This window comes from Polaromonas sp., from assembly GCF_016185115.1.
Classification (GTDB): Bacteria; Pseudomonadota; Gammaproteobacteria; order Burkholderiales; family Burkholderiaceae_C; genus Polaromonas.
Genome location: NZ_JACPOF010000008.1, coordinates 176997 through 202425, shown reverse-complemented (window position 1 = coordinate 202425; position 25429 = coordinate 176997). Strand labels below are relative to the sequence as shown.

The window sequence follows — 25429 nt, the reverse complement described above, 5'->3', positions numbered from 1 at the left end:
TTCAGAAACCATCAATGAAAAACAATGCCCTGACGGGCCGTGACCTGCTGGCTGCGCTGGGTGTGGTGTTTATCTGGGGCATCAACTTCGTCATCACCAAGCTGGCGTTGCAGGACTTCACGCCCTTCCAGCTGGGCGCCATCCGTTTCACGATTGCCTTTGTGCCTCTGGCCTTCTTTTTCAAGCCGCCGGCTGTGCCGTGGAAGTGGGTGGTGATGTACGGCCTGTTTCAGGGTGTGGGCCAGTTCGGCCTGATGTTTTTATCACTCAAGGTGGGGATGACGGCGGCGCTGGCCTCGGTGCTGCTGCAGACGCAGGTGTTCTTCACGGCGCTGTTCGGCTTTTTTCTGTTGCATGAGCGCACCAGCAAACCACAGCAGGCGGGCATGGTGCTGGCGGCGCTGGGCATCTGCTGCTTTGTGATGAACTACGTGAACCCCGGTGCATCCGGCCCGGGCGTGACGACAGTGCTGGGCTTTGTGCTGATTCTTTGCGCGGCGGCGATGTGGGCGGTGTCCAACATCGTGGCCAAGCATGTGCAGCAGGGTTATGCAGGTTATTCGCCCATTTCGTTTGTGGTGTGGAGCAGCGCGGTGGCGATCTTGCCATTTGTGCTGCTGGCTGCGCTGCTGGACCCGGCAGAAGTACGCTGGCGCTGGCTGGATGCCCACTGGATCAGCTGGGTCGAAGCCGCTTACCTGGGCCTGGTGGCCACGCTGGTGGGCTACAGCCTGTGGACCTGGCTGCTGCAGCGCCACCCGGCGAATCGCGTATCGCCATTTGGCCTGGGCGTGCCGGTAGTGGGGCTGGCGACCGGCATGATTGTGCTGGGTGAAGTCATCACGCCGTGGCAGTGGGCGGGCATTGCGCTGACGGCCTGCGCGCTGGGCTGCGTGGTGGTCGGCGGACGCGTGGCTGAACTGTTCAGGTCGGGTTTCAAACAGCCCTGAACACCGTCTCGACCGCAGGCGGCAAGGCTTCTTCAAAATACGCGGCCAGCAGATCGAGTGCGTGCCGTACCTTGGCGGGCTGCTCGCCACGCCGCGCCGTCACCGCATAAACCGGCACATCAGTCATATGCCAGCCGGGCAGCACCGGCACCAGGCGCCCATCAGCCAGCGCCTGCTGATCTTCCTGGCTGACGGCCATGCCTATGCCCCAACCCGCGACGCAGAGCGCATGCATGGCCGTGACCTGTGAGGCGTGTACCCGGGCTTCAAAGCGCAGTTGCTGTTGTTCTCCGCCGGGGCCTGTTAGTACGAGGAAATCAAAACTGGCGTTGCGCGGACGGCTGCCGAGCAGGTCATGGTTGAGCAGGTCTTTGGGCTCAGCCGGCCAGCCACGTTCGGCGAGATACGCGGGTGCGGCGCAGAGCTGGCGTTTCATGCTGCCGAGCTTGCGCGCAACCAGCGTCGAGTCGGGCTGCGCACCGACGCGCAGCGCGAGGTCGACGCGCTCTTCAATCAAGTCAATCACCGTGTCATCCAGCAGCAGGTTGAGCGTGAGTTTGGGGTGGCTGCGAAGCGGCGCAAGCGCACTGGCCAGCAGGCTGCCGAAGCCTATGGGTGCGGCCAGGCGAAGCTCGCCGTCAGGCTCATCACGCAGCCGCGACAGCGCCTGGTCGGCAGAACGCGCGGCCGCCACCATGGCGGCGCAACCTGCGTGGTAACGCTCGCCTGCTTCAGTCAGCGTCAGCCGCCGGGTTGAGCGGTGCAAAAGCGCGAGCCCCAGCGATTGCTCAAGCTGGCGCAGGTGCTGGCTGACGGCCGAGGGTGTCATGCCGAGTTGCCGGCCAGCGGCCGTCAAAGAGCCTGCGGTCACCACTTCAGCAAAAACCGCCATGCGCCTGAGTTGATCCATGTCTTCCCTCGATTCATTAGTTTTACTTCACAGTATTAGCCGATTTTGACGTCTATTCAATATTGCGTGAAGTAATGAAACTAATGCCTGTTCCCACCTCGTTCCATTTTCACCTTCAACTTTTTAAGGAGTTTTCATGAAAATCGCACTCATAGGCGCCACTGGTTTTACCGGCGCACCCGTTCTGGCTGAACTGCTGTCACGCGGCCACCAGGTCACCGCACTGGCACGCACGCCTGAAAAACTGCAGACGCAAAAAGGCCTGAATGTGGTCAAGGCCGATGTGCTGGATGAGAAACAGGTGGCCGCCGCCGTCGCAGGCCATGACGCTGTCATCAGTGCCTACAACCCGGGCTGGAGCGAGCCGAAAATTCACGACATCTTTCTGCAGGGCAGCCATGCCATCCTGCAGGGCATCAAGCAGGCGGGCGTCAAACGTGTGCTGGTGATTGGCGGCGCGGGCAGCCTGTATGTGGCGCCCGGCGTGCAGCTGGTTGACGTGCCGCAGTTCCCGGCTGAATACAAGCAGGGCGCGCTTGCGGCACGCGAGCTGCTCAACCGCATCGAAAAAGAAAGCACGCTTGACTGGACCTTTATCTCGCCGCCGATAGGCCTGGCACCCGGCGAGCGCACAGGCAAATACCGCGTCGGCGCCAACGACCTGCTGCCGGGCAAGGGAGATGTGCCCGCAGGCATTTCAGTTGCCGATTTGGCCGTGGCCATTGTTGATGAGATTGAAAAGCCGCAGCACATCAAAAAGCGTTTTACGGCGGCAAACTAGAACCACATTCACCGAAATCTCCGGCGATGTCTGACAGCCCGTGCACCACGCACGGGCTAAGGTGGCTCATGAAAGGACCAACCCGACCATGAGCAACCTTATTTCAAAAACACAGCAGCAACTTCAGGCAGCCCGCGACTGGGACCAGAAGCGGCCCAGCTTTCCTGCAGAGCACTGGATTGTTCTGGGCGCGGGCGTCGCAGTGATGCTGGCATCGCGCCGCAGCGGTTCACCCATTGTTCGCGCCCTGGGCGCGGCAGCGGGCGGTGCGCTGGTGGCACGTGCGGCCAGCGGACGCGACGGCGTTGCAAAGCTGGCAGCCCTGATACCTGCGGGCAGCAGCCTGACAAACCTGGGCAGCCTGTTCGGCCGCCGCCAGAAGCTGCTGCCGTTTTAGGCTACTTTTGTTGTGATTCGTGGCGCGCTGATTCGAGCACGTCGCGGGTCTTGATGGCTTCGCGGCGCGCTGCTTCCGCAAAGTCATCGCCAGCTGATGCGTAAAGAATCGCACGTGATGAATTCACCGCAATGGGTGCGCCGGGCTTCCAGCCAGCCCTGACGGTGGCCACCGCATCGCCACCCTGCGCACCGACGCCGGGGATCAGCAGCGGCAGCGTTGGAGCCACTGCACGCACACGTTCAATTTCTGCGGGATAGGTCGCACCCACAACGAGGCCCAGTTGGCCGTTGATGTTCCACGGGCCGTTGGCCAGGCTGGCGACGTGTTCATACAGAAGCGGCTGGCCATCGACTGATGCGAGGCGCTGGTTCTGCAGGTCGTCACCGCCGGGGTTGGATGTGCGGCAGAGCAGGAAGGCGCCCTTGCCGTGGTACTTGAGGTAAGGCGTGACCGAATCAAAACCCATAAAGGGCGAGAGCGTGACCGCATCAGCACCGTAACGCTCGAAAGCTTCAATCGCGTACTGCTGGGCGGTGGCGCCTATGTCGCCGCGCTTGGAATCGAGAATGACGGGCACTGCAGGCGCGACATTCTTGATGTGTCTGACGAGGCGCTCAAGCTGCTCTTCTGCACGGTGTGCGGCGAAGTAGGCAATCTGCGGCTTGAAGGCAATGGCGAGGTCGGCGGTGGCGTCAACAATCGCTGCGCAGAACTCAAAAATACGGCTCGCATCGCCCTTGTATTTGGCGGGAAATTTGGCTGGCTCGGGGTCAAGGCCCACGCACAGCAAGGACTGGTTCTGGCGCTCTGCAGCGCCCAGCATCTCGATAAATGTCGTGGATTGCGTCATGGATTGGCTCATGGGCCCATTGTAAGAAGCGCGGGCGCAGGATTTATTCCAGTTTCCATTGGAAGCGAGAACAAGGCGCGAAGTCGTGGGCAGTGCTGTAGCACGGCAAGACGAAGCAACGCAGTTATCGTTTTTAATGGGAATTGGAGATCACGCTCATGGCCAGGCAGAGGTCCTCCCAGGCCTTGGCCTTGTCGTGCGGGTTGCGCAACAGGTAAGGTGCATCGTGCGTGACGATAAGCTTGATGCCGTGCAACTGGTGCACCTGGCCACGCAGCCTGCCGAAAGGCTCGTTTGACTGCAGTAGCGCCTGCGACGCGAGACGGCCCATCACCAGCACAAGATGAGGCTGTGCGCTGGCCAGCACCTCAGGCAGCGATGCAGCCATGCTTGCACCCGCCGCGCCCTGCCTTGCCAGCGGTGCCAGCTTGACGCCGCCGGCTGTGTGCAGTTTTGCGGCGCGCAGCATGTTGTCAAGCAGCTTGCCTGCATCGCCTTCAAAAGGATTGAAGCCGCCCTGCAATGCAGAGGACGGTGTTTCTGCCAGCACCAGCCAGCGCGCGCCAGCGGTGCTGGCGGTGTCTGCATACAAAGCGAGCGCTTCGCCCATCTGCCATGTCGGGCTTTCGCCGGTGGCCGCAGAAGGCGCAGCGGCCGGCTGGGGCCGGGCAAGCGGTGCGGGCGTCGCAGGGGCGGAACGTGCGCGCACGGCGACGGCGTCAATCGCAACAGGTGCGTGGGCCGGGGCTTCGGTCTTTACGGGAGCTGCCTGAACCGCAGGTGCAACTTCAACAGCGGGAACGGCGGCAGGCGCCTCCATGGGCGACCAGACACGCACGCCCATTTCGCGCAGCATGGCGCGGTGGCGTTTGTCGAGGTTCAGGCTCATGCTTGCCAACTCTTAAAGCGCAAAGCTCATGACAACAGCATCTTCCCGCCGGGGGCTGAGGACACTGCCCGACGGGTAGTAGTTGCGGCGCAGGCCGACTTCACGAAAGCCGTAGCTTTCATAAATGGCTTTTGCGCGCTTGTTGCTGACACGCACTTCCAGCCACAGCCACTGCGCGCCCTGCCCCCGCGCCCAGATGGCGAGGGCGTCCAGCATCACACGCGCCCAACCGCGCCGCTGGTGCGCGGGTACGACGGTGATGTTGAGCAGGTGGACTTCATCAACACCCTTCATGGCCACAAAATAGCCCAGCAGTTCGGACTGGGGCAGCGCGCCTGCCGTGAGCAGTTGGGCCTGGTAACCGGCATTGAGCGAGTCAATGAAGTTGCCGGGCGTCCACGGGTGGTCGTAAGCAGTTTTTTCAATGGCCACCACCTTGTCCAGCCACGCAGCGGTCATCGGCTCGAATTGCGCTTCGAGCGGCTGGGCGGGTTTGAGGATGGCGTTCATTCGGCGTGAGGTTTCAGGGAATGGCGGCCAGCGCAGCCTGCTCTTTTTGTTGTTTGACCACGGCGCGTTCGTCAGTGGTGAGGGCTACTTTATCGCGAACATAGAGCGGCAGCGCCAGGGCGGCATCCACCAGTTGCCCGGCAGCTACCAGCGCCGGGGCCAGCCGCAGCATGGCGCTTGCCGCGGGCAGCACATCGAGTTGGGTAAAGGCGGCGATGGCGGCAGGCAGGCGGTCCGCATAAACACCAAACACATTGCCGGCCAGTGTTGTCCCGGCCCGGGGCGCGAGGTTTTCGGGCCTGACCATGTTGCACGCAGCCAGGGGTTTGCAGATGCCTGCGTCAACCGCAAAGTCCTGCCTGTAAACCTCATCCATACGTGCATCGAGCAGCGCCGTGATGTGATGCAAGCCGCCAGAATCTGCATGCCGGAAGCGGGCTTCTTCTGCCAGAGCCATCAGGGTATCGACCGGCAGCACAGGTATGCCCGCCCCCTGCCGTGCGCCAAAAGCCAGCCCTTGGGCGACTGCACAGGCCGTACGCAAGCCCGTAAATGAGCCTGGGCCTCGGCCAAAGGCGATGGCCTCAAGATCATCAATGCGCAAACCAGCTTCATCCAGCAGCGCCAGGATGGCAGGAATCAGCGTCAGCGAAGCCTTTGCGCCACCCGGCCCCGTGTGCTGCCACGTGCGCGCACCATCCGTCAGCGCGATGGACATCACGTCTGTGCTGGTGTCAAAGGCCAGGAGCTTCATGGTCGGGGTGGTCAAAAAGGTAAGGGCGCGGCCAACAGGACGGCGTCAGCATGATTATCCCCGCCAACGCCGTCAGGCACTCTGCGTTACAGGCAAGCCCCGATAATCGGCCCATGATTGTTGACTGGCGGCATATACAGGGCTTTTTAATGCGGTGCACGGCGCCAGCGGGCCTGTTTGCCATGGCTATGGTTACCCTGGCCGGCAACGGCATGGCCCAGACGCCACCCCGCCTGCCCCCCGCGATTGAGAAGGCGCTGGCCAAGGCCCAGGTGCCGCGTGAAGCCGTCGCGATGCTGGTGGTGGATGCCTCGGGACGGCAGCCGCCGCGCCTGACATGGCGCAGCGATGTGCCCATGAACCCCGCTTCGGTCATGAAGCTGGTCACCACCTATTCGGCACTGGACACCCTGGGCCCGGATTTCACCTGGAAGACAAAGGTCACGCTGGACGGCAGCTTGAACAGCGGCCTGCTCAACGGCAACATGATTGTTCAGGGCGGGGGCGACCCGAAACTGGTGGTCGAGCGCCTGCAGGCCCTGTTGATGCAGGTGCAAAGCAGCGGCGCCAGGGCCATACGCGGTGACATCGTGCTGGACCGCAGCGCATTCAGCGTGCCGCCCACAGACCCGGGTGAATTTGACGGTGAGCCGCTGCGGCCCTACAACGCCAGGCCGGACGCGTTGCTGGTCAATTTCAAATCCGTCGTCATGACTTTTACGCCGGACATTGCCAACGCACGTGCCATCGTGCGTTATGAACCGCCGCTGGCCGGGGTGCAGGTTTCGGAAACCGTACCGCTGCTGCGCGTGGGCCGCTGCGGTGACTGGCGCAGCGAGTTGCGGGCCGGTGTAGACAACCCCAACCGTATTGATTTTCTGGGCAGCTATTCATCGGCCTGCGGCGAAAAGACCTGGCCCATGGCCTACGCCGAGCCGGCCAGCTTTGCGGCGCGTGCACTGGAGGGCTCGTGGAGGCGCCTGGGCGGGCTGATGACAGGTGCCGTACGCGATGCGACGCCGCAGGAGCTGGCCAGCCTGCGCCGCAGCGGTACGCTGTCGGGGGAGAGGGCGACGGCGCAGTTTGAAGGCGTCTCGCTGCCTTTGCTGGACGTGGTAAGGGACGTCAACAAATACTCCAACAACATCATGGCGCAGCACCTGTTTTTAACCATGGGGCTGAACGCCAACCTGGGCCAGGCCAAAAGCGGCACGCTTGAAGCCGGCCGTGCAGCACTGTCGGCATGGTGGAAGAAGAACCTGCCTGGCGCAATGCTTCCGCTGATCGACAACGGCTCCGGCCTGAGCCGCAGCGAGCGCATCACAGCGGCCAGCCTGCAGGCGCTGCTGCAACACGCTGCGAAAAGCACCATGGGCGCTGCACTCGCAGACTCGCTGCCCATCGCGGGTATCGACGCCACCATGCGTGAGCGCGCAAAGGGTGTGGCAGGCCAGGCTTTTGTAAAGACCGGCTCGCTGCGGGACGTGACGGCCATTGCCGGTTATGCCAATGGCCTGGGCGGCACGCGCTACATCGTGGTCGGCCTGATCAACCACGCCAATGCATCGGCAGCCCGCCCCGCGCTGGACGCGCTGGTGGACTGGGCCGTGAAGGAAGGTGGGCGATGAATGCAGGTTTGACGCTGGCAGACTGGGTAGGCTTTGGCGGCGCGGCGCTGACGACCCTGAGTTTTCTGCCGCAGGCCTGGCTGAGTTTCAAAACCCGCGACGTGAGCGGTGTTTCGCTGGGCATGTACAGCGTCTTCACGGTCGGCGTGGCGCTCTGGCTGGTCTATGGCGTAATGCTGGGCGCCTGGCCCATCGTGCTTGCAAACGCCATCACGCTGGCGCTTGCCATCACCATTCTTGTGATGAAACTAAGGTATTCAGCCAGTGCCCCACCCCGGGATATGTGACAAATATCACAAGATTTTTGCAGCTTGTACGCGACATTCCCGCTTCAGCGGGTGTAAAAAGCGCTTCAAAACATGACCATGACCGGGCTGCGGACTATCATGTCTCGCTGACGCCCCTACCCAAAAGACAACGCTGGCTCCGGCTGGACAACTCGCTCAAGAAGCATGTCCCTTTTCAAAGGCCTTTTTCCGTCTACCCGCAATCCCCGCACTGAATCGCCAGATCGGGAAGTAAGCGCGCGCGGACCGGAAACCGCGCCCGTCAAGATGAATCTCGAAGAGCGCATGGCCTTTCGCCGTGAACTGCTTTTTGAGAACGTGCGGGCAACGCTGGGCAGCTTCTTTATAGATTCCAAAAGCTATCGCTTCAAGGTCATGCGTACCGACAAGCGCGGCCACTGCTACGTGATCATGCTCGACATGCCGCCGGCTTTCATGCTGGGCGAGCAGGGACACCACGCAAGGCTTGCCGAGATCGCGGCAACGCTGACCAAAAATGCGCAGACACGCTATGGGCTGATCGTGGGCGGCGTGTACTGGCGTGTGGACGAGACACTGTCGGCACCTGTTGCGGAATGGGCCAAGCCTGCACAGGTGCCGGCGTTTGCAAGCTCGCAACCCGGCCCGGAACTGACGAACATCGAGAAATACGAACGCGCCACCGCCGAGCAGCTGGCTGCGTTTGAAGCCGCCTGGCAGGGGGACAGGGACATCCAGATCGGTGACCGCACCTACTCGTCAGACCTCGCACCACTCGGCGACGATCCCCCGCCGCGAAAATAGCGGCCTGCTGCAAGCAGATGGATACGTCTGCGACGCTTTGATACCCCTGCTTGCTGGTATCCGTGCTGGACGAGCGCTCAGGCGACTTGCCCGGTTCGCCGCGCCACGCGACCCTCCACCAGCCCTGAAACAGTGACCTTCCCGCTGGCATGCCGCTGGTTGTTGCAGGCCTCGTGACTGATCGCCAGGTTTTCTGCGTGGCTGTTGCCGCCCTCACTCAGCGGCTTGATGTGCTCCAGCGTGGCGGCCTCGGGCAGCACGTGTTCACCACACACCCAGCACGGCACCTTGCCGTGCAGTTGCCTGGCTACGGTTTTGTAGATCTTGTCGCGGGTGTGGGCCAGCCTGCTCATGCCAGATGGTTTTTCAGTGAGCTGCCGCGCGCCCAAGCCGGTCGCGCACGCCGTCCCAGGCCTCGTCAGGCGGCGGCGTTTCTATCCAGATCAGCTTGACGCCCTTGGCATCAAAGTCGCGCAGCACAGCAAACAATTGCTGTGCCGTTGCCAGCGCGTCGTCAGGCATGCGGCGGTACAGCACCTTGTCGGACTTGATGCGCACGATGGTGCGTGCGTAAATCGCGATATTGGCGGCATCGGCACCAAGCAGGTCGAGTGCGGTCTGTATGGCTTTGGCGTCCATCAGCCGGACCCTGGCAGCCGGTGCGTAATGCGACTCCAGCGTGCCGGACGCGCGCGGTGCGGCATCTGCATTCAGGATCAGGTCGTCCGGGTCCAGCACGGCCTGCCCGCAGGCCTTTTCGAGCTGCGCGCGTGTCAGTACGCCCGGGCGCAACAGCACCGGGCGGCCGCGTGTGCAATCAACAATACTGGACTCGATGCCCACGTCGCAAGGGCCGCCATCCAGCACAAGCAATTCTTCGCCGAGTTCTTCAATCACGTGTTTTGCGGTGGTAGGGCTGACACGGCCAAAGCGGTTGGCGCTGGGGCCTGCCACACCGGTATTGCATGCCTTTAGAAAAGCCATTGCCACCGGGTGCGAGGGGCAGCGCAAACCGATGGAGTCCTGGCCACCGGCGGCCGCAGCGGCGACACCGGGTTTGCGTGGCAGGATGACCGTCAGGGGGCCAGGCCAGAAAGCGGCGATGAGGCGTTCGGCAAACCCGGGCACGCCGCTGGCGTAGCTGCTGATCTGCGCGGCGTCTGCGACATGAACAATCAGCGGGTGATCAGAAGGTCTGCCCTTGGCCGCAAAAATGCCCGCTACTGCGATGTCGCTGGACGCGTCTGCACCCAGGCCATACACCGTCTCGGTTGGAAAGCCCACCAACCCGCCAGCCTGAATGACACGGGCGGCCTCAGCAATGGCCTGCGGATCGGTGCCTGAAAAAATCATTCAAGACCCGGCAAATTCAGCAGTTCGGCCGCTCGTCGCGCAGTAGCTTTCACATCAGCCAGCGTGGCACCCGTGATGTTGAGATGACCCATCTTGCGGCCACGACGTGCTTCGGTTTTGCCATAAAGATGCAGGTGCGCGCCGGGCAAGGCCAGCACGGCTTGCCAGTCAGGCGTGCGCGACTGGCCCTGCGCGTCAAACCATATATCACCCAGCAGGTTGAGCATGATGGACGGTGAATGCTGGCGCGGCGCGGGCAATGGCAGGCCGGTCATCGCATGCACCTGCAGGTCGAACTGCGACACATCGCAGGCATCCATGGTGTAGTGGCCGCTGTTGTGCGGGCGCGGCGCCATTTCATTGACGACCAGGCCGCCCTGCGCGCTGCCATCATCAACCACAAAAAACTCGACGCACAGCACGCCGACGTAACCGATGTGGCTGGCGATGGAGCGGGTTGCGGCCTGTGCGCGCGCAGCAAGCTCGGGCGGCAGGTTTGACTCGTAAGCGTGCGTGACCGCCAGAATGCCGTCAACGTGAACATTGCGCTGCGGTGCAAAGCCCACCATGGCGCCGTCCCAGCCGCGCGCCACGATGACCGATAACTCGTCCTTGAGCGGCATCATCTTTTCAAGCACGCAGGGCACCTGCTTCAGGTCCTTCCATGCCGCTGCCAGCTCGGCTGCGTTTTTCACACGCACCTGGCCCTTGCCGTCGTAACCCATGCGAGCGGTTTTGACGATGCCGGGCAGCAGGGCCGCAGGCACGGCCTTGAGGTCGGCTTCTGTCTGAATCACCGCATAGGGCGCGCAGGTCACGCCCGATACATCGGCGCAAGCTGTGAAATGCGACTTTTCTTCAATGCGGTTTTGCGCGATGGCGACGACGGATGCGCCCGGCGCAACCGGTCTGGTGCCCGCCAGCGTTTGCAGCGCATCGGCAGGCACGTTTTCAAATTCAGTGGTGATGGCGTCGCTGACATCTGCGAGTTGCGCCAGGCCTTGCGCATCGCTGTAGCCGGTCTGGATGTGATGGTGGCTGACGAGGCCTGCCGGGCTTTGCGGGTCGGCATCCAGCACAGCCGTGAAGTAGCCGAGACGCTGCGCGGCATGCACAAACATGCGGCCCAGCTGGCCGCCGCCCATCACACCCAAAGTGGCGGGACGGCCGGATGGCGATGCTGTTCCGGGAAAGATGGGCGCCTGGCTCATGCGGGCGGCAGGGTCATGGCGCGCGCGGCAGCCGTCTGCTCAGTGCGGAAGGCCTGCAATTTTTTCAGCAGCTTTTTGTCCTGCAGGGCCAGCATGGCAACAGCGAACAGGGCCGCATTGGCGGCGCCGGCATTGCCGATGGCAAAGGTGGCGACCGGCACGCCCTTGGGCATCTGCACGATGCTGTGCAATGAATCCACACCCTGCAAATGCTTGCTGGCCACCGGCACACCCAGAACCGGCACCGTGGTCTTGGCGGCCAGCATGCCGGGCAGGTGCGCTGCGCCGCCGGCACCGGCAATGATAGCCTGCAGGCCGCGACCGGATGCTTCTTCGGCATAGGCGAAGAGCTCGTCGGGCATGCGGTGCGCGGACACGACCTGCGCCTCATGCGCAATCCCGAACTGGGTCAGGATCTGGACCGCGTGCTGCATGGTCTCCCAGTCGCTGCTGGAGCCCATCACCACACCGATCACGGGTTTGGCCGCAGGTTTCACCGGTTTGGCGGATTTGCTTGTTGTTGTCATGGCTAACCTTTGCGGTCTGGGCTGTCGGGTATTGAAGGCGGGGCGCGGGAAACCATGGATTTTAAGGTGCGGGGCGTGGTGGAGACGTTGAGGCCGTGATTTCCTGGGCAAGGCGAGCTGGCGGCGCTGGTTTGCAATGGTCTGAACTGTCAGCGATGACCGTTTTTACTCTTATTTTTATAGCAGCTCACGTACGTATTTATTGGCCTTCAGCCGTTTTTATGCCTGAAAATGGCCATTTTTCAGTGTTTTTGAAGCTGTTTTCATCGCCAGACGTGGCCTTGGGCACAAAAAGTTAACTTCCATATTAACTTTCATTCAAAATTTAACGTACACATTAAAAATTTGCCGTATACAACAAAAACACTGGCAAACAGGCTTTGAGCCACGGCACCGTGCTACCCTCGCTGCGGTTGAAAATTTCCCTCCCGGCCTTCATCTCCAGAAGAGCACAACACAAGAAGATCATGATCGACGTCACCATTGCCAATTTCGAACAGGAAGTCATCGCCGCTTCCATGACCACCCCGGTGCTGATTGATTTCTGGGCACCCTGGTGCGGGCCCTGCAAATCCCTGGGCCCCATTCTTGAAAAAGTTGAAGTAGCTTACGGAGGCCGCTTCAAGCTGGTGAAGATCGACTCCGACCAGGAGCAGCAGCTCGCCGCCGCGTTTGGCATCAAGAGCATCCCCACATGCATCCTCATGATGAATGGCCAGCCCGTGGATGGCTTCAGCGGTGCGCTGCCTGAAGGCAAGGTCAAGGAGTTTCTGGACAAACATGTGCCGCCCGGCGAGGAGTTGCCCGAAGCAGAAGACGCTGCCGAAGAAGCAGAGGTCTCACCCGAAGACGCGCTTGAGGGGCTGAAGAAGGCTGTCGCCGACAAGCCCGAGGACGAGAACGCACGGTTTGAGCTGGTCAAGCAGCTGCTGCTGGAAGGCAGTGATGACGATGCAAAAGTGGCCTTCGCCCCGGTGATTGCCCAGACGGCTGCGGTACGCCGGTTTGATTCGCTTAAACGCTGGATGGACGCGATTGATTTTGTGGCCAAGCACGCCAACGAGGCCGGCGCAGAAGCCGGGTTCGACGCCAAAATTACGGCCAACAAGCGCGACTTCGATGCACGTTTTGACAAGGCGCGCTGGCTGATGGCGCAGAACCGCTGGACCGATGCGCTCGATGAGCTGCTCGACATCCTGATGCGCGACAAGACCTGGAAGGAAGACCTGGCGCGCAAGACCTACATCGCCATTCTGGACATCATGGAGCCGCCCAAACCCAAGGTGGCAGATGGCCAGATTCCACCGGACGACCCGGCAGTCGCCACCTACAGGCGCCGGCTTAGCAGCGTGATCCTGAGCTAGGCCGTGAGGCGTGCAAGCGCCTCTTCGTACTTGGCAGCCGTTTTGGCGACCACGTCATCAGGCAGATGGGGTGATGGCGGCGTTTTGTCCCATGGCTTGCCATTGATGCGCACAGCTTCCAGCCAGTCACGCACAAACTGCTTGTCATAGCTGGGCGGATTCGCGCCTGTTGCAAAGGCCGCTTCATAACCCTCAATCGGCCAGTAACGTGAAGAGTCAGGCGTCAGCACCTCGTCCATCAGGGTCAGCGTGCCGTTTTCATCAAGGCCGAATTCGAACTTGGTATCGGCAATGATGATGCCCTTGGTCAGGGCAAACGCGGCGGCTTCTTCGTAGATCTGGATGCTGATCTTTTTGATCTGCGCGGCCAGCTCGGGGCCCACCACTTTGACCACCTGCTCGTAGCTGATGTTCTCGTCGTGCTCACCGACCTCGGCCTTGGCTGCGGGTGTGAAGATGGGTTCAGGCAGCTTGCTGGCGTTCTTCAGGCCTGCGGGCAGCGGCACGCCGCAGACGGCCTGGTTCTCCTGGTATTCCTTCCAGCCGCTGCCGGCCAGGTAACCGCGCACCACCGCTTCAACAGGAATCGGCTTGAGGCGCTTGACCAGCATGGAGCGGTTGGCAACCTGGGGCACCTCAGCCGGTGTCACGGCGCTCTCTGGTTTTTCACCCGTGAGGTGGTTGGGGCAGATGTGGCCCAGCCTGTCAAACCAGAACAGCGCCATCTGCGTGAGCAGCACACCCTTGCCCGGAATCGGCTCGCCCAGGATGACGTCAAACGCGCTCAGGCGGTCACTGGCGACCATCAGCAGACGGTCTTTACCCACGGCGTAGTTGTCGCGCACTTTGCCCCTGGCGAGCAGGGGCAGTGAAGTCAGGGCGGAGGTGTGGAGTGCTTGGGTCATGGTGCGTTTTAAAGTACAAAGCCCGCGCGACTTTGGAAGTCCACGGGCTTTTGAATTATCGCCAATCCCGAAGGAAAAGACGATGTGCAATCGTTCAGTGAACGACCTGTGCCAGTTCGCCTTTGGAGTATTTGGCTGCCACGACCTGCAGACTGTCGCCCTTGATCTTGGCGCCCTGGCCTTCGCAGCCGAACTCGATGTAGCGCTGCTTGCACAGGGCCTTGGCGGCTTCGCGGGCAGGCTTGAGCCATTCGCGGGCGTCGAACTTCTCGGGGTTCTCGGCCAGGAACTTGCGCACCGCGCCCGTCATGGCCAGGCGGATGTCGGTGTCGATGTTGATCTTGCGCACGCCGTGCTTGATGGCTTCCTGGATTTCCTCGACCGGCACGCCGTAGGTTTCCTTCATGTTGCCGCCATACTGGCGAATGATGGCCAGCATTTCCTGGGGAACTGAAGACGAACCGTGCATCACCAGGTGGGTACTTGGAATGCGCTTGTGGATTTCCTTGATGCGGTCAATCGCCAGGATGTCGCCAGTAGGCTTGCGGCTGAACTTGTAGGCGCCGTGGCTGGTGCCGATGGCGATGGCCAAGGCGTCGATCTGCGTCTGCTTGACGAAGTCTGCCGCCTGCTCGGGGTCGGTCAGCAGCTGTTCGCGCGTCATGGTGGCGTCGGTGCCGTGGCCGTCTTCCTTGTCGCCCTTCATGGTTTCAAGGGAGCCGAGGCAGCCGAGTTCGCCTTCGACGGTGACGCCGTAGCGGTGCGCCAGCTGCGAGACCTTTTTGGTCACTTCAACGTTGTATTCATAGCTGGCGATGGTCTTGCCGTCGGCTTCCAGCGAACCGTCCATCATGACGGAGGAGAAACCCAAGTTGATGGCGCCCTGGCAGACATCGGGGTTCTGGCCGTGATCCTGGTGCATGACCAGCGGGATGTTGGGATAGGCCTCGATGGCGGCTTCGATCAGGTGCTTGATGAAAGGCTCACCGGCATATTTGCGGGCGCCGGCGCTGGCTTGCAGGATGACCGGTGCGCCGGTTTCCTTCGCCGCTTCCATGACGGCCTGCACCTGTTCGAGGTTGTTGACGTTAAAAGCCGGAATGCCGTAGCCATTGACTGCAGCATGGTCCAGCAGCTCGCGCATCGATACGAGTGCCATGATCAGATTCCCAGAAAGTTAAGCCGTGAAAGAGATGGGTTCCGGCGGCGGATCCTCACAGCCTGGGCTGTTCCGGGAGTCCGTAACCGCAAGGTAACCGGGACCCCAATTCTAACTGCCGCCCGTCACGGGGCCGCAGAACGCCGGGCTCAGCGAGGGGTATTGACGAAACCGGCAATACGATCAAGCACGGGCGCACGGCCCCTGAGCACTGATGCCATGGAGGCTACCAGCGTGACATGTCCCACACTGTCGTAAAGCTCGGACTCGACAGGTACACCGGCGGCTTTCAGTTTGCGGGCCATGCTGACAGTGCTGCGGACGGGGTCTACCACCGAATCCTTCGCTGGGGCGAGCAGCAAGGCGGGCGGGGAAGCTTTTGATACGTGGAACAGGGGCTGGCTGTCCTGCGGGGTATCAGGCCAGCGGAAGGCCACCTGGGTCTTTTTGTCGCCAATCGGCAGAAAATCATAGGGCCCGGCAAGCCCTATCCAGCCGGCCAGCCGGGTGGGAAACAGGCCAAAAGCCTCCAGCCAGCGTTTGTCCAGCGCCAGCATGGCCGCGTTATACGCGCCGGCGCTGTGCCCCATGACAAAAATGCGGGAGCGGCTGACGCCGTAATCCGGTGCATGCCTGAAAGCCCAGCTTGTGGCCAGGGCGCTGTCGAGGATAAACACCGGGTAGAGAAACTCAGGGCTGAGCCGGTAATCTGCCACCACCGTGACGATGCCGCGGGATGCCAGTGCCTCGCCGACAAAACGGTAATCGCTGCGGTCGCCCGATGACCAGCTTCCACCATAAAAAAACACCACCATGGGCGCATTGGCCACAGGCGCACGGGGGCGGTAAACGTCGAGTTTCTGCCGTGGGTCGGGGCCATAGGCAAGACCCTCATCGCGCTCATAGGTGTCAACCGCCACCGTGGCATTGAGCAGGTCAACCGCAGAGCAGGCCGTGAGCAGCCCAGGCAACATGGCGAGAAGGGAGCGTCTGGGCAATTTTGAATTCAGCAGGTTCATGACGTGTATTGAATACGTGTTTAAAGCTGCACTGGATTCAGCCGATGCCGGAAAAGGCTGTCGGATAGCCTGCGCTCAAAGCGCCTCAAAGGCCCCTGAAGGTTTGGGCTGGATCAGGCCACCCGACAGATTTTCAGCATGTTGGTCCCACCCGGCGCACCCATGGGCTCCCCGCAGGTGATGGCGTACACGTCACCGCTCTGCACGATTTCGCGGCTCAGCAGGTGCCCTTCGGCCTGCTCCAGGGCCGTATCGCGGTCAACGCTCGTATCCATCAGCAGGGGGCGAACATTGCGGTACAGCGCCATCTTGCGCTGGGTGCTCAGCCGGGGTGTCAGTGCGTAAATGGGCACGTGAATGTCATGGCGGCTCATCCACAAGGCGGTCGAGCCGCTGTCCGTGAGGGCGACGATGGCTTTGGCGCCCAGGTGGCTGGCGGTGAACAGCGCGCCCATGGCAATCGACTGGTCAATGCGGGCAAAGTGTTTGCCCGTGAAGTCGGAGTCGATCTCCTTGTATTCGGCCTTCTCGGCTTCCACGCAGATATTGGCCATTTCAATGATGGTTTCCAGCGGAAATTTGCCGGCTGCCGTTTCAGCGCTCAGCATCACGGCATCGGTGCCGTCCAGCACCGCATTGGCCACATCGCTGACCTCGGCACGCGTGGGTACCGGATTCAGGATCATGCTTTCCATCATCTGCGTCGCCGTGATGACCACCTTGTCCTGGGCGCGCGCCATCTTGATCATGCGTTTTTGCAGGGCCGGCACCGCCGCATTGCCGACCTCCACCGCCAGGTCGCCACGCGCCACCATGATGCCGTCGCTGACGCGCAGGATTTCTTCCAGGTTGGGGACCGCTTCGGCGCGCTCTATCTTGGCAATCAGGCCGGGCCTGTGCTTGAATTGCGCGGCCGCCACATTGCACAGCTGGCGTGCCATCTCCATGTCGGTTGCGTTTTTGGGGAAGCTCACCGCCACATAGTCGGCCTGGAAGCTCATGGCCGTGCGGATGTCGTCCATGTCCTTGGCCGTCAGGGCCGGTGCGGTCAGCCCGCCGCCCTGCTTGTTGATGCCCTTGTTGTTGGACAGCTCACCACCCAGCTTGACGGTGGTGATCACCTCTTCGCCCAGCACGGCATCAACCGTCAACACGATCAGGCCGTCATTGAGAAGCAGCACATCGCCGGCCTTCACATCACGTGGCAACTCTTTGTAATCCAGCCCCACGCCCTTGATGTCGCCTGGTTCGGTTCGGGACTCGTCCAGCACGAACTTCTCGCCCGGCACCAGTTGCACCTTGCCTTCGGCAAACTTGCCCACGCGGATTTTCGGGCCCTGCAGGTCGGCCATGATGGCGACCTCGCGCCCGGCGCGCTGCGATGCTTCACGCACAACGGCAGCCAGCTTGATGTGGTCTTCAGCCTTGCCGTGGCTGAAGTTGAGGCGCACCACGTTGACACCCGCGCGTATCATTTTTTCAAGCAGCGCCGGGTCGCTGGAAGCAGGACCTAGGGTAGCAACAATCTTGGTAGCGCGACGTGGCATGAACTTGTCTCCGTTGTAATTTGGTTTCTGATTTTCACATGCATACCACTGCATGGTTACACAAGCGGTACGTCACCGGGCGAGAAACCCGGGCCGCGGCGGATAAAGGCACGTGACACGCGACCAGGCCAGTGCTGGAGAAACCGCTATTTGCACACAGTTTGATCCTCATCAGTGCCCGCATCAAGCCAGCTGCGTACGATCAATCCGGATTTGCCATTACCCCCCGGGGCTTCACAAGTACATCCCGGGCCTGTCGCTCACCGGGCGACAGGCCATGCCCGGGCAATCATTTATCACATGCGTCCTTCGAACATTCCATCGCCATCACTGCCTCCATCGCCCCTGGCCACCAGTCAGCCAATGCCGTCCCGCAAGACCATGCGCGAATGGCTGCTGCCCCTGTCGGGCCGCTCCACAGCCAGGGCAGTCATCCTGCTCTGCACGGACTACGCCCTGCTGACACTTTTGCTGTGTGCAACGGTACTGCTCGATGCATGGTGGGCCAGGATCCTCTGCGGCGCCGTAGCGGGCCTGGTGATTGGCCGCCTCTTCATCATCGGCCATGATGCCTGCCACCAAAGCCTGACCAGCCACCGAAAGCTCAACCGGTGGCTGGGCCGGATCGCTTTTCTCCCCTCGCTGACAGCGTACAGCCTCTGGGACCTTGGGCACAACACCGTGCACCATGGCTTCACAAATCTCAAGGGCGTTGATTTTGTATGGGCGCCCCTCACGCTGGACGAGTTCCGCGCACTGTCGCCCACAGGCCGGCTGCTGCAACGGCTGTACCGCAGCGGCTGGGGTCCGGGTGCCTACTACTTTGTCGAAATGTGGTGGAAAAAAATGATGTTTCCGTCCAGAAGCGACCTTGGAAACAGGCAAAGCCATATCTTCACGCGTGACTGCCTGATGGTCACGGCGTTTGCCGGCCTGTGGCTGGGCGCACTCGCAATGGCCGCCCACGCCATGCAGCAGTCCATGGTGTTGACGGTGCTCGCGGGCTTTGTGGTGCCGCTGTTTGTCTGGTTCAACCTGATGGGGTTCGTCATCTATGGGCATCACACCCATGTCAGGGTGTCGTGGCACAACGAGCGAACTGCCTGGCAACGCGCCCAGCCCTTTGTCACAACCACGGTGCACCTGACATTTCCCTTGAAGGCCGGGGCCTTGCTGCACCACATCATGGAGCACACCGCGCACCACCTGGACATGAGCATCCCGCTTTACAGGCTCAAGGACGCGCAGGCCAGGCTGGAAGAGTTGCTGCCCGGCCGCATTGTGATCCAGCCATTTTCTGCGGCCTGGTATTTCCGCACGGCGCGAGCCTGCAAGCTGTATGACTTTTCACGACATTGCTGGACAGACTTTTCAGGTAATGCCACCAGCAAGCCGGCAGCCGTGCATGGTTGACCCAAACAATCAATGATGTGCCGCAAGCGGCATAACCAGCCCCTCAGGGGGCCTGAAGCACTTCGCAGACTGGCGATCAGGCGCACATCTGGCCGCCGCAGCCTGTGATCAGTTGATGGTCTGCTTCTGAATGGCCTGAAGGACTGGACACAACACCCGTAGCCGGGTCATAGCCCTCACGGCGCAGGTGCAATGCCAGCGCTGCATCCATGCTCTGGGCATGCTGGGGAAACCACAAGGCCAGCTCACTGGCCATCTCGCGCAGCGCGGCGGGGTTACCTGACGCGGCCAGGGCAGCTCCCTCCCGCATGACCTCAAGCACCACCCTGTGCTGCATGCTGTGGCAGTTGACAGAAGAAAAACGGGTTGCCAGCATCCAGCGGTCCTCCTGTCCAAAGTGTCCGGTGGTGTGGTCCAGCAACTCCTGCCAAGACGCCAGAAGCGTTTCATCAGGCGCGCGCTGCGCAGTTGCCAGCAGTTCGACGAACTCGCGGTGCGTGTCGTCCATGATGGGCAGATCCAGCGACAGGGCGTCGGACCATTCAAGGGTTGCCATGAGCATTCTCCAGAGTTGATGCTGGAGGGTAGGCGCCCGCGGCTTGCAGCGCCTTGATGCAGGTCAGCCCGCTGCGCGTTTTTGCAGAATTTCAAACGCGGGAAGGGTTTTGCCTTCCAGCACTTCCAGGAAAGCACCGCCACCGGTCGAGATATACCCGACCTGCTCTTCAATGCCGTATTTGGCAATCGCGGCCAGCGTATCGCCACCACCGGCAATCGAGAAGGCACTGCTTTCCGCGATGGCGCGCGCAATGCCTTCGGTGCCTTTTGAAAAGGCATCAAATTCAAACACCCCGACCGGGCCGTTCCACACAATCGTGCCTGCCGCCTTGAGCTGGGCTGCGAGCAGCGCAGTGGTGTCCGGACCGATATCCAGGATCAGGTCATCGTCTGCCACGTCGGTTGCGGCCTTGATGGTTGCAGGTGCGTCGGCTGCAAATGTTTTGGCGGTGACCACGTCGGTCGGAATGGGCACGGCCGCACCGCGGGCTTTCATGGCCTCGATCACGGCTTTGGCTTCAGGCAGCAGGTCGGCCTCAGCCAGGCTCTTGCCAATCTTCAGGCCGGCCGCCAGCATGAAGGTGTTGGCAATGCCGCCGCCGACGATGAGCTGGTCCACATTGCTGGCCAGTGACTTGAGGATGGTGAGTTTGGTCGATACCTTGCTGCCCGCAACGATGGCCACGAGTGGGCGGCGCGGGGCCGTCAGGGCCTTGGAGATGGCGTCCATCTCTGCAGCAAGCAAGGGGCCGGCACTGGCGACTTTGGCGTACTGGGCAATGCCGTAAGTCGAAGCCTCTGCACGATGCGATGTACCAAATGCATCGTGCACAAAAATATCGCAAAGCGCGGCCAGCTTGCGGGCCAGCGCCTCGTCGTTCTTCTTCTCGCCCTTGTTGAGGCGGCAGTTCTCAAGCAGGACGACGTCACCGGCCTTCACCTCAACGCCATCGACCCAGCCACTCTTCAAAGGCACATCACGGCCCATGAGTTCAGACAGGCGCCTGGCCACCGGCGCGAGTGAGTCTTCATGCTTGAACTCGCCCTCAGTCGGACGGCCCAGGTGCGAGGTCACCATCACGGCCGCGCCGGCATCCAGCGCCATCTGTATGCAGGGGATGGAGGCACGAATACGCGTGTCTTCGGTGATCTTGCCCGCATCATCCTGCGGCACGTTCAGGTCAGCACGGATAAAAACACGCTTGCCGGCCACCTGGCCACGGGCGCACAAATCAGAAAAACGGATGAAGTTCATGGACAGCTCACAAAATAAAAAGGCTTTGGGACCACAGCGCCCAAAGCCTTAAATTGTAGGTCGCCTCTGCCGACCGGCAAGCACTGCGACTCTTAGCAAGCAGGGGCCGCGGAACTGGCTTTGCCAGGCCGCAGGCGCAGCGGCCCCCTCGGGGGGCAGCTCTGGTTTTTGGGGTCAGAGTCCAAATTCGCCAGGCCTCTGGCCTGGATCCCAGGGGGTGCGGTGCTAGCACCGCAGCGAAATTGGCGTCTGACCCCAATAACCAGCGTGGGGGCCATATCACCAACCGAGGCCCATGTGGAGCGGCAAATAGACGGCCATGCCCGCCACAATGGTGCCCAGCACCCCCTTGCGCCAGTAAAACCAGGCGATGCCCGCCGCCAGACCGAAAAGCCTCGCATCACGCCAGGTGCTGATAAGGTGGCCCTGCGTCATCACAACCTCGGGAATGATCACTGCCGACAGGGCGGCAATCGGTGCGTAATGCAGGCCGCGCTGCGCCCAGCCCGGCAATTTCCAGGGTTTGCTTGAGATAAAGAAGAAAGAGCGTGTGATCACCGTCACGCAGGTCATGCCTGCGATGATGGCGACGGTCCACAAGTCGGTCCCGTTCATGGCGTTTCCTGCACTTGCGCCGGTGGCATTCCCTTGGGCTTTTCAAGCAGGAGGCAAATCGCCACTGCGGCTGCAATCGCCACCAGAATATTGAGTTTGAGCGGCAGGGCAAATGCCGCCACAGCTGCAGCGCCCGCGACACCTGCAGAGACAGTACGCAAACGCGTGGTGGCCAGCGAACAGAGTATCCCCACCAGCGCGAGGATGCCGGCAAAACCCAGGCCCCATGAAGGCGGGACGTAATTGGCCAGAGCCACACCGACCAGGCTCATGCCGGCCCATGATGTCCAGTTCATGGTCGCATTGCCGGCCCAGTACGCATCCTCCGCGCGGCGGCCGGCCGCATTTTCCGAGGGATGTGGAAAGCGCGTTGTAAACAGCACATAGCTGAGGTCACCTGTGAAATAGCCCCTGAGCATCCGGCGCCAAAGCGGGAGATGCATCACATACGGCCGAAGGTGCGCGCTGAAGACCATGAAGCGCAGATTCACGCAAAAAGCCGTCGCCAGGATCACCCACATGGGCGCACCCGCCGTGATAAGCGGGATCGCCGCCAGTTGCGAGCTGCCCGCAAACACAAAGACCCCCATCAGGGACGCTTCAAAAACACTCATGCCGGACTTGACCATGGCCACACCTGTCATCAGTGCCCAGGCGGCAATGCCTGGCGACACGGCCGCACTGTCCATGAAACCGCGGCGAAACTCCGGGTGTTTTGTAATGGACTCTCCGGCGGACATCACGGTTTCAATGATTCTTGCCGCGTGAAGATGGCGCCCGGATGAATCGCAAACCCGCGCAGGAAATCAGCAACCTGCAATGCCTTGCCGCCCGCTTTCTGCAGGCGCGTCACACGAAGCACCCCGTTTGCCGTTGCAATGTCGATCCCGGTTTCATTTGCAGCAAGCACCTGCCCGGCGACCGCTCCCTGCGGCGCCGCGCCATCCAGCACCACCGCCTCACGGAACTTGATGGCCTCATGGCCCATCTGCCCGAAAACGCCCGGAAAAGGCGTGAACGCGCGAATGCGGCGTTCTATCGTTGCAGCATCGTGCGACCAGTCAATCGCCGCCTCATGTTTTTCAATCTTGTGGGCGTAGGTGATGCCGTCCTGAGGCTGCTTCACAGGCCGCAGGCCACCGCACGCCGCCATTTCAAGCGCCTCAACCACCATGCGGCCGCCCAGTTCAGCGAGCCTGTCATGCAGCGATTCAGTAGAGTCGTCAGCCGCGATGCGCAGCTTCTCAGTTAACAGCATGTCCCCCGTATCCAGCCCTGCATCCATCTGCATGATGGTGACGCCGGTTTCCTGGTCGCCCGCTTCAATCGCGCGATGGATGGGTGCCGCACCGCGCCAGCGGGGCAGCAGCGATGCATGTATGTTCAAGCAACCAAATCTGCCGGCCCCCACGCTTGTCGCTTCGCGTACTGCGCTGCCCCCCAAGGGGGCTTGCCTTGCTAGGGGCGGCCCGTCGCTGCGGCCCTCCATCAAGTCAAGCACCCATTGCGGCAGGATCAGCCCATAAGCCGCGACCACCATGACATCTGCGTTTGCAGCTTCAATCGCATTGCGCGCGGCGGCTGCATCATCCGGGTATTTGCCGTCAAGCCTGAGGCTGCGCGGCTGGGCCACGTTGATGTCCTTTTCGACCGCCCACTGCTTGACGCTTGAGGCCTGCAGCTTCATGCCGCGGCCGGCGGGCCGGTCGGGCTGGGTCAATACAAGTGGAATCTCAAAGCCTGCTGCATGCAAACGCTGCAGCGCCACGCGGGCAAACTCGGGCGTGCCCGCAAAAACAACCTTCATCAGGACGCCTGATCGCTCTTCTGCTGTTTGATCATCTTGGTCTTGATCCGGTTGCGCTTGAGCGGCGAGAGGTATTCAACAAACACCTTGCCCAGCAAGTGGTCCATCTCATGCTGGATACAGACCGCCAGCAGGCCATCAGCCTCATGCGTCTGCAGCCTGCCGTCCACATCCAGCGCCTGTACCCTGACTTCGATGGCGCGTTCCACGCCGTCGTAGATACCGGGCACGGACAGGCAACCCTCCTCGTTGATCTTCTTCTCCGCGCTGGCCCATACAACCTCGGGGTTGATGAGCACCAGTGGTTTGTCGCGGCCCTCGCTCACGTCAATCACCAGCAGGCGCTCATGCACATTGACCTGGGTGGCAGCCAGACCTATACCCTCGGCGTCATACATGGTCTGCAGCATGTCATCAACCAGGGTTTTGATGCGCGCGTCAACGCCGGCAACAGGCTTTGCCACGGTGTGCAGACGGGGGTCGGGGTAACGGAGGATGGGAAGTATGGTCATGGGCGGCGATCAGATGTCGCTATTTTCGCAAATTTTCATCCCTTTTGAGGATGCAAGGGCTTGTGCGGCAGCATTTTCGTTGCCTAATCAAGGGCTTAGGTACAAAATCGCTAGTGATTTATCAAGATAAAACATGGCCCCACCCCCAAGGGAACCCGGCCACGCAAGCCCGGAGGGGCCTTCAAGATGCACATTATTTCCGGTCGTATATCTGGTCGAACATGGGTTCGGTTGAGCGCTATTTCAATGGCGCTCGGCCTGTCAGGCGCCACTTTTGCCGTCCGTGCGCAGAATTTCCCCGTCACCCCTGACCAGAAAGCCACCGCCAGCCAGGTTGCCCAGACCGGTATTCCGCTGGAAGATCTCGCGCCCAACGCACCAGACAGCTATGTCGTCAAGTCAGGCGACACCCTCTGGGCGATTTCCGGCATGTTCCTGAAAAGCCCCTGGCGATGGCCCGAACTGTGGGGCATGAACCTGCAGGACATCCGCAACCCGCACCGCATCTACCCGGGCCAGCAGCTCTATCTCGACAAGGCCAATGGTCGTGCCGTACTGCGCACGCGGCAGGCCATCTCGAACGACAGCCCCCCGACAGACACGGTACGCGTCTCGCCGCAGACGCGTTATTCATCGCTCGCCGACGCGGCCATCCCGACACTCGCGCGCAATTCAATTGAGGCATTCCTCGCTGAGCCGCTGATTGTGGACGAGGCCGAGTTCCTGCTCTCTCCGCGCATCGTCGCCACCCAGGAGGGCCGCGTCCTGCTAAGCCGTGGTGACCGCGCCTATGCGCGTGGCCAGTCCGTCAATGGCACGGTGGGCAAACCCCTGAGCGATGCACGCGACGCGCCTTTCCAGTTCCGGGTGTTCCGCAACGCCACGCCGCTGAAGGACCCGACCACAGGGGTCGTTCTGGGTTACGAAGCCCAGTTTGTCGGCAAGGCAGAGCTGGTGCGTGGCGAAGGCACACAGCAGGCTGTAGCCAGGGACGGAAAGATCAGCTCCGAGATCGTGCCTGCAACCATTGACATCGTCGTCGCCAAGGAAGAAATGCGCATCGGCGACCGCCTGGTCCCCGAACCACCGCGCGTGTCCCAGAACTATGTACCGCATGCACCGCCTGTGCCAATAGCCGGGCAAATTGTTTCGATCTATGGGCGCGGCAATGCAACTCTTGCCGCTGCGAATCAGGTGGTGGCAGTGAATCGTGGCACCAAAGACGGCCTTGAAAACGGCCATGTCATGGCCATCCTCAAGGACGGCCAGATTCTGCAGGACAAGACAGACTCGTCCCGCACCACCATCAAATTGCCCAACGAACGCAACGGCCTGTTGATGGTGTTTCGCACCTTCGAGAACCTCTCTTACGCGCTCGTGCTCCAGATCACCGATGGTGTGAAGGTGGGCGACCGCTTTGCCAACCCCAATTAACCTGTTCC

At 61.5% G+C, this 25429-nt stretch carries 28 protein-coding genes; 9 read left to right on the top strand and 19 right to left on the bottom strand.

Features of this window, described 5'->3' with window-relative positions; translation table 11 throughout:
• Nucleotides 1-14 precede the first annotated feature (14 nt).
• The gene (locus HYX42_RS05995) at nt 15-950 is read left to right on the top strand and encodes an EamA family transporter (RefSeq protein WP_293400849.1); all 936 of its coding nucleotides are present in this window, start codon (nt 15-17) and stop codon (nt 948-950) included.
• Here the strand turns inward: HYX42_RS05995 and HYX42_RS05990 are convergent.
• Entirely contained in the window at nt 937-1860 is a 924-nt protein-coding gene (locus tag HYX42_RS05990; RefSeq protein WP_293400847.1) for a LysR family transcriptional regulator, read from the bottom strand. The genes HYX42_RS05995 and HYX42_RS05990 overlap by 14 nt on opposite strands.
• A 136-nt stretch (nt 1861-1996) precedes the next feature.
• Here HYX42_RS05990 and HYX42_RS05985 point away from each other — a divergent pair, with 136 nt between their 5' ends.
• Together HYX42_RS05985 and HYX42_RS05980 are read left to right on the top strand one after the other, a co-directional pair.
• On the top strand, nt 1997-2641 hold the full coding sequence (locus HYX42_RS05985; protein WP_293400845.1) for an NAD(P)-dependent oxidoreductase: 645 nt from the start codon (nt 1997-1999) through the stop codon (nt 2639-2641).
• A gap of 88 nt (nt 2642-2729) precedes the next feature.
• Nucleotides 2730-3038 carry a hypothetical protein gene (locus HYX42_RS05980; RefSeq protein WP_293400843.1) on the top strand — a complete coding sequence of 103 codons (309 nt, stop codon included), beginning with the start codon at nt 2730-2732 and terminating at the stop codon, nt 3036-3038.
• 1 nt (nt 3039) lies between these two features.
• On the opposite strand, the gene pyrF is transcribed toward HYX42_RS05980, so the two are convergent.
• From pyrF to tsaB, 4 genes are all read right to left on the bottom strand, one after another.
• Nucleotides 3040-3903: an orotidine-5'-phosphate decarboxylase gene (gene pyrF, locus HYX42_RS05975; protein WP_293400841.1), complete on the bottom strand. Its 864-nt coding sequence runs from the start codon at nt 3901-3903 to the stop codon at nt 3040-3042.
• Between the two features lie 121 nt (nt 3904-4024).
• A complete protein-coding gene (locus HYX42_RS05970) occupies nt 4025-4780 on the bottom strand; it encodes a uracil-DNA glycosylase family protein (protein ID WP_293400839.1) in 756 nt (251 codons plus the stop codon).
• 12 nt (nt 4781-4792) lie between these two features.
• Entirely contained in the window at nt 4793-5290 is a 498-nt protein-coding gene (gene rimI / locus HYX42_RS05965; RefSeq protein ID WP_293400837.1) for a ribosomal protein S18-alanine N-acetyltransferase, read from the bottom strand.
• A gap of 13 nt (nt 5291-5303) precedes the next feature.
• The gene (gene tsaB, locus HYX42_RS05960; RefSeq protein WP_293400835.1) at nt 5304-6044 is read right to left on the bottom strand and encodes a tRNA (adenosine(37)-N6)-threonylcarbamoyltransferase complex dimerization subunit type 1 TsaB; all 741 of its coding nucleotides are present in this window, start codon (nt 6042-6044) and stop codon (nt 5304-5306) included.
• A gap of 182 nt (nt 6045-6226) precedes the next feature.
• Here tsaB and dacB point away from each other — a divergent pair, with 182 nt between their 5' ends.
• From dacB to HYX42_RS05945, 3 genes are all read left to right on the top strand, one after another.
• The gene (gene dacB / locus HYX42_RS05955; RefSeq protein WP_293400833.1) at nt 6227-7672 is read left to right on the top strand and encodes a D-alanyl-D-alanine carboxypeptidase/D-alanyl-D-alanine-endopeptidase; all 1446 of its coding nucleotides are present in this window, start codon (nt 6227-6229) and stop codon (nt 7670-7672) included.
• Nucleotides 7669-7959 (top strand): SemiSWEET transporter, encoded by a 291-nt coding sequence (locus tag HYX42_RS05950; RefSeq protein WP_293400831.1) that lies wholly within the window; start codon nt 7669-7671, stop codon nt 7957-7959. The genes dacB and HYX42_RS05950 overlap by 4 nt, the downstream gene beginning before the upstream one ends.
• A 165-nt stretch (nt 7960-8124) precedes the next feature.
• Nucleotides 8125-8742: a hypothetical protein gene (locus HYX42_RS05945; protein WP_293400829.1), complete on the top strand. Its 618-nt coding sequence runs from the start codon at nt 8125-8127 to the stop codon at nt 8740-8742.
• Between the two features lie 77 nt (nt 8743-8819).
• Here the strand turns inward: HYX42_RS05945 and HYX42_RS05940 are convergent, their stop codons facing one another.
• The 4 genes from HYX42_RS05940 to purE are packed head-to-tail and all read right to left on the bottom strand — an operon-like array spanning nt 8820 to nt 11833.
• The gene (locus tag HYX42_RS05940) at nt 8820-9095 is read right to left on the bottom strand and encodes an HNH endonuclease signature motif containing protein (RefSeq protein ID WP_293400827.1); all 276 of its coding nucleotides are present in this window, start codon (nt 9093-9095) and stop codon (nt 8820-8822) included.
• Nucleotides 9096-9108: 13 nt separating this feature from the next.
• Nucleotides 9109-10095 (bottom strand): L-threonylcarbamoyladenylate synthase, encoded by a 987-nt coding sequence (locus HYX42_RS05935; RefSeq protein ID WP_293400825.1) that lies wholly within the window; start codon nt 10093-10095, stop codon nt 9109-9111.
• Nucleotides 10092-11306, bottom strand: a complete 1215-nt coding sequence (locus HYX42_RS05930) for a 5-(carboxyamino)imidazole ribonucleotide synthase (protein WP_293400823.1) — start codon at nt 11304-11306, stop codon at nt 10092-10094. The genes HYX42_RS05935 and HYX42_RS05930 overlap by 4 nt, the downstream gene beginning before the upstream one ends.
• A complete protein-coding gene (gene purE / locus HYX42_RS05925) occupies nt 11303-11833 on the bottom strand; it encodes a 5-(carboxyamino)imidazole ribonucleotide mutase (RefSeq protein ID WP_293400821.1) in 531 nt (176 codons plus the stop codon). Before purE ends, HYX42_RS05930 begins: the two co-directional genes overlap by 4 nt.
• A 467-nt stretch (nt 11834-12300) precedes the next feature.
• Between purE and trxA the strand changes: the two genes are divergently transcribed.
• Nucleotides 12301-13197 (top strand): thioredoxin, encoded by an 897-nt coding sequence (trxA, locus tag HYX42_RS05920; protein ID WP_293400819.1) that lies wholly within the window; start codon nt 12301-12303, stop codon nt 13195-13197.
• Here trxA and HYX42_RS05915 read toward each other — a convergent pair.
• From HYX42_RS05915 to pyk, 4 genes are all read right to left on the bottom strand, one after another.
• Complete coding sequence (locus HYX42_RS05915; protein ID WP_293400817.1) at nt 13194-14102, bottom strand: phosphoribosylaminoimidazolesuccinocarboxamide synthase; 909 nt, start codon at nt 14100-14102, stop codon at nt 13194-13196. The two genes, trxA and HYX42_RS05915, sit on opposite strands and share 4 nt — an antisense overlap.
• Nucleotides 14103-14196: 94 nt before the next feature.
• Entirely contained in the window at nt 14197-15261 is a 1065-nt protein-coding gene (fba, locus tag HYX42_RS05910) for a class II fructose-bisphosphate aldolase (RefSeq protein WP_293400815.1), read from the bottom strand.
• A 149-nt stretch (nt 15262-15410) separates the two neighbouring features.
• A complete protein-coding gene (locus tag HYX42_RS05905; protein ID WP_293400813.1) occupies nt 15411-16280 on the bottom strand; it encodes an alpha/beta hydrolase in 870 nt (289 codons plus the stop codon).
• Between the two features lie 113 nt (nt 16281-16393).
• Entirely contained in the window at nt 16394-17827 is a 1434-nt protein-coding gene (gene pyk, locus HYX42_RS05900; protein ID WP_293400811.1) for a pyruvate kinase, read from the bottom strand.
• A 300-nt stretch (nt 17828-18127) separates the two neighbouring features.
• Here pyk and HYX42_RS05895 point away from each other — a divergent pair, with 300 nt between their 5' ends.
• Nucleotides 18128-19240 (top strand): fatty acid desaturase, encoded by a 1113-nt coding sequence (locus HYX42_RS05895; RefSeq protein WP_293400809.1) that lies wholly within the window; start codon nt 18128-18130, stop codon nt 19238-19240.
• Between the two features lie 76 nt (nt 19241-19316).
• Here HYX42_RS05895 and HYX42_RS05890 read toward each other — a convergent pair whose 3' ends face one another.
• The 6 genes from HYX42_RS05890 to def all read right to left on the bottom strand — a co-directional run bounded on the left by HYX42_RS05890 (nt 19317) and on the right by def (nt 23987).
• Entirely contained in the window at nt 19317-19796 is a 480-nt protein-coding gene (locus tag HYX42_RS05890; protein WP_293400807.1) for a hemerythrin domain-containing protein, read from the bottom strand.
• Nucleotides 19797-19859: 63 nt separating this feature from the next.
• Nucleotides 19860-21053 carry a phosphoglycerate kinase gene (locus HYX42_RS05885; RefSeq protein WP_293400805.1) on the bottom strand — a complete coding sequence of 398 codons (1194 nt, stop codon included), beginning with the start codon at nt 21051-21053 and terminating at the stop codon, nt 19860-19862.
• Between the two features lie 279 nt (nt 21054-21332).
• Entirely contained in the window at nt 21333-21668 is a 336-nt protein-coding gene (locus tag HYX42_RS05880; RefSeq protein WP_293400803.1) for an AzlD domain-containing protein, read from the bottom strand.
• Nucleotides 21665-22408: an AzlC family ABC transporter permease gene (locus tag HYX42_RS05875; protein WP_293400801.1), complete on the bottom strand. Its 744-nt coding sequence runs from the start codon at nt 22406-22408 to the stop codon at nt 21665-21667. The genes HYX42_RS05880 and HYX42_RS05875 overlap by 4 nt, the downstream gene beginning before the upstream one ends.
• Nucleotides 22408-23475: a methionyl-tRNA formyltransferase gene (locus HYX42_RS05870; protein ID WP_293400799.1), complete on the bottom strand. Its 1068-nt coding sequence runs from the start codon at nt 23473-23475 to the stop codon at nt 22408-22410. Before HYX42_RS05870 ends, HYX42_RS05875 begins: the two co-directional genes overlap by 1 nt.
• On the bottom strand, nt 23475-23987 hold the full coding sequence (gene def, locus HYX42_RS05865) for a peptide deformylase (protein WP_293400797.1): 513 nt from the start codon (nt 23985-23987) through the stop codon (nt 23475-23477). The genes HYX42_RS05870 and def overlap by 1 nt, the downstream gene beginning before the upstream one ends.
• Nucleotides 23988-24233: 246 nt before the next feature.
• Between def and HYX42_RS05860 the strand changes: the two genes are divergently transcribed.
• On the top strand, nt 24234-25421 hold the full coding sequence (locus HYX42_RS05860) for a LysM peptidoglycan-binding domain-containing protein (protein ID WP_293400915.1): 1188 nt from the start codon (nt 24234-24236) through the stop codon (nt 25419-25421).
• The last annotated feature ends 8 nt before the right edge of the window (nt 25422-25429 follow it).

Coding starts and splice junctions, on each gene's coding strand:
- HYX42_RS05995 (WP_293400849.1), top strand. CDS start 15: ATGAAAAACAATGCCCTGACGGGCCGTGACCTGCTGGCTGCGCTGGGT.
- HYX42_RS05990 (WP_293400847.1), bottom strand. CDS start 1,860: ATGGATCAACTCAGGCGCATGGCGGTTTTTGCTGAAGTGGTGACCGCA.
- HYX42_RS05985 (WP_293400845.1), top strand. CDS start 1,997: ATGAAAATCGCACTCATAGGCGCCACTGGTTTTACCGGCGCACCCGTT.
- HYX42_RS05980 (WP_293400843.1), top strand. CDS start 2,730: ATGAGCAACCTTATTTCAAAAACACAGCAGCAACTTCAGGCAGCCCGC.
- pyrF (WP_293400841.1), bottom strand. CDS start 3,903: ATGAGCCAATCCATGACGCAATCCACGACATTTATCGAGATGCTGGGC.
- HYX42_RS05970 (WP_293400839.1), bottom strand. CDS start 4,780: ATGAGCCTGAACCTCGACAAACGCCACCGCGCCATGCTGCGCGAAATG.
- rimI (WP_293400837.1), bottom strand. CDS start 5,290: ATGAACGCCATCCTCAAACCCGCCCAGCCGCTCGAAGCGCAATTCGAG.
- tsaB (WP_293400835.1), bottom strand. CDS start 6,044: ATGAAGCTCCTGGCCTTTGACACCAGCACAGACGTGATGTCCATCGCG.
- dacB (WP_293400833.1), top strand. CDS start 6,227: ATGGCTATGGTTACCCTGGCCGGCAACGGCATGGCCCAGACGCCACCC.
- HYX42_RS05950 (WP_293400831.1), top strand. CDS start 7,669: ATGAATGCAGGTTTGACGCTGGCAGACTGGGTAGGCTTTGGCGGCGCG.
- HYX42_RS05945 (WP_293400829.1), top strand. CDS start 8,125: ATGTCCCTTTTCAAAGGCCTTTTTCCGTCTACCCGCAATCCCCGCACT.
- HYX42_RS05940 (WP_293400827.1), bottom strand. CDS start 9,095: ATGAGCAGGCTGGCCCACACCCGCGACAAGATCTACAAAACCGTAGCC.
- HYX42_RS05935 (WP_293400825.1), bottom strand. CDS start 10,095: ATGATTTTTTCAGGCACCGATCCGCAGGCCATTGCTGAGGCCGCCCGT.
- HYX42_RS05930 (WP_293400823.1), bottom strand. CDS start 11,306: ATGAGCCAGGCGCCCATCTTTCCCGGAACAGCATCGCCATCCGGCCGT.
- purE (WP_293400821.1), bottom strand. CDS start 11,833: ATGACAACAACAAGCAAATCCGCCAAACCGGTGAAACCTGCGGCCAAA.
- trxA (WP_293400819.1), top strand. CDS start 12,301: ATGATCGACGTCACCATTGCCAATTTCGAACAGGAAGTCATCGCCGCT.
- HYX42_RS05915 (WP_293400817.1), bottom strand. CDS start 14,102: ATGACCCAAGCACTCCACACCTCCGCCCTGACTTCACTGCCCCTGCTC.
- fba (WP_293400815.1), bottom strand. CDS start 15,261: ATGGCACTCGTATCGATGCGCGAGCTGCTGGACCATGCTGCAGTCAAT.
- HYX42_RS05905 (WP_293400813.1), bottom strand. CDS start 16,280: ATGAACCTGCTGAATTCAAAATTGCCCAGACGCTCCCTTCTCGCCATG.
- pyk (WP_293400811.1), bottom strand. CDS start 17,827: ATGCCACGTCGCGCTACCAAGATTGTTGCTACCCTAGGTCCTGCTTCC.
- HYX42_RS05895 (WP_293400809.1), top strand. CDS start 18,128: ATGCGTCCTTCGAACATTCCATCGCCATCACTGCCTCCATCGCCCCTG.
- HYX42_RS05890 (WP_293400807.1), bottom strand. CDS start 19,796: ATGGCAACCCTTGAATGGTCCGACGCCCTGTCGCTGGATCTGCCCATC.
- HYX42_RS05885 (WP_293400805.1), bottom strand. CDS start 21,053: ATGAACTTCATCCGTTTTTCTGATTTGTGCGCCCGTGGCCAGGTGGCC.
- HYX42_RS05880 (WP_293400803.1), bottom strand. CDS start 21,668: ATGAACGGGACCGACTTGTGGACCGTCGCCATCATCGCAGGCATGACC.
- HYX42_RS05875 (WP_293400801.1), bottom strand. CDS start 22,408: ATGTCCGCCGGAGAGTCCATTACAAAACACCCGGAGTTTCGCCGCGGT.
- HYX42_RS05870 (WP_293400799.1), bottom strand. CDS start 23,475: ATGAAGGTTGTTTTTGCGGGCACGCCCGAGTTTGCCCGCGTGGCGCTG.
- def (WP_293400797.1), bottom strand. CDS start 23,987: ATGACCATACTTCCCATCCTCCGTTACCCCGACCCCCGTCTGCACACC.
- HYX42_RS05860 (WP_293400915.1), top strand. CDS start 24,234: ATGGCGCTCGGCCTGTCAGGCGCCACTTTTGCCGTCCGTGCGCAGAAT.